General features: G+C 37.8%; 3 protein-coding genes. All 3 read left to right on the top strand.

All coding sequences use genetic code 11. The annotated features are described in order from the left end of the window. Positions 1-195 precede the first annotated feature (195 nt). Entirely contained in the window at positions 196-867 is a 672-nt protein-coding gene (locus tag ACW12G_RS07810; protein ID WP_455647700.1) for a DNA/RNA helicase domain-containing protein, read from the top strand. Continuing rightward, positions 825-1,268 (top strand): DNA/RNA helicase domain-containing protein, encoded by a 444-nt coding sequence (locus ACW12G_RS07805; protein ID WP_455647699.1) that lies wholly within the window; start codon positions 825-827, stop codon positions 1,266-1,268. The genes ACW12G_RS07810 and ACW12G_RS07805 overlap by 43 nt, the downstream gene beginning before the upstream one ends. Positions 1,269-1,443: 175 nt before the next feature. Further along, entirely contained in the window at positions 1,444-1,716 is a 273-nt protein-coding gene (locus tag ACW12G_RS07800) for a hypothetical protein (RefSeq protein WP_048700854.1), read from the top strand. Positions 1,717-1,785: the final 69 nt, after the last annotated feature.

The following is a 1,785-nucleotide window of genomic DNA, read 5'->3' as shown; positions in this document are numbered from 1 at the left end:
CAAAAAAGCGTATCGAGTTTGCAATCTGTCAAAAATTAAGCCCTTTTTGCCAATAGTCCATTTAAATCATTAAGTCCAGAACAGGAAAAGGCAAAAAATCTCATTAGTCTTACTATTGAAGATACCCTAGTCAATGGTTGGGATAATAAAATTATCAAGATACAGGGGCTTGCGGGTTCTGGGAAGACCGTACTGATGTCGCAACTATTTTATGAAATTTGGCAAAATCCGTGTCCGGTATTAAATGCGGATAAAAAAACTAAACATGCTGCCACGGTTGTGCTGTTAGTGCGTCATGAACAACAACGGCGCACTTATGAACAGATTGCCCGTAAGCTAAATATGGGCAAGAATGTTGTGATGGATGTACCGACATTTATTAATAGAGGCGAACCGGTTGATGTTCTTTTGGTAGATGAGGCACATCTCTTATGGAGTGGTAATTACGGGCGTGTTAACAAAGCCAAATGGCAACCAGATTTACAGGCCCTACATGAATTAGCGCGGACAATGGTATTGGTTTATGATCCAAAACAGGTAACATCGGTGAGAAATAATATCAGTGATAATGATACACTTTGGTGGTTAGTTAATGGATCAGATACTAAAACACTTTACTTAGAAAATCAGTGGCGGATACAAGCTAGTAAACAAACGCAACAGTGGATTGAAAATTTAGCCCATTTTGAAAATAATTCGCTGATTATGCCACCAAATGATGAGACATATCAAATTAAATTTTTTGACAGTGCAAAAAAATTCAAAGCAGCGATTGAAAAGAAAAATGAAGAAGTTGGGCTAAGCAGACTAGTAGCAACTTACGATTGGAAATATTCGCAGGGGTCAAGGCCAAAAGATGGACAGTAAATTTTGGTGGTGAGATTGTCCCTTGGAATCTTGAATTACCACAAGTCAAGTTAGCTCAAAATAAACAAATACCATGGCAAGAAATTGCGGAAAGTATTGGCGAAGTTGGCAGCGACTTCACAGTTCAAGGGATTGATTTGAATTATGTTGGGGTAATTTTGGGGCCATCAGTTATTTGGAATGAGGCAACAAATGCGTTAGATATTGACGCTGACTATTCATTTGATCATGCTAAAATGCGCAAGCAGAAGGGGACGTATAATACTGCTGAAAATAAAGCATTTCTAAAAAATATTGTTAATGTTTTGCTGACACGCGGTGTACATGGCCTTTATATTTATGCTGTAAATGATGACTTGAGAAGAAAATTGGTTACGCTAAATCAGACAACGATAGACTAAATCGGTAAAAAGACAGTGAGAAATGTCGGTGCTATGATGCGATTTTAGAGGAGTAATGCGAAATATTATAATAATGCGCCACCGCTTGTTAAAACGATTACAAATGTTATAATAGAACCAATATTGACACGAAAAAACGATTAGCTTTTATCGTTGCTATTGACGGGGAGTTGTGATGACGCAGTTAGTATGGCCACTAATATTATTTGCTTTCGCAACAATTTTGGGCAAACGACTTAAGCATACGAAACCGATGCGGGTGATTTATCCCTATCGCGGGTGGCTGATTGTTGGCACTGGGATTATGTTATTTAGTTATACATTGTTGACGATGAGGCATCCTTTTGCACTACCGGTTTTGATGTTCCCGATGTCATTTATCATTTTAGGCTTACTGACGTTAAGTAAAGATAGAAAATATGAAAAAACGCCAAACCTGAAAAATTAGGTTTGGCGTTTTTTATCCTGTTTAAAACAACATAAAAAGCCGCAACCGAAGTTGCGACTTGATATAGCT

Source organism: Leuconostoc sp. (assembly GCF_965300815.1).
This window is presented reverse-complemented; position numbering and strand designations above follow the sequence as displayed.

What these genes read in the sequence shown, in the direction of transcription:
- ACW12G_RS07800 (WP_048700854.1), top strand. Translation starts at nt 1,444, where the DNA reads ATGACGCAGTTAGTATGGCCACTAATATTATTTGCTTTCGCAACAATT.
- ACW12G_RS07810 (WP_455647700.1), top strand. Translation starts at nt 196, where the DNA reads ATGTCGCAACTATTTTATGAAATTTGGCAAAATCCGTGTCCGGTATTA.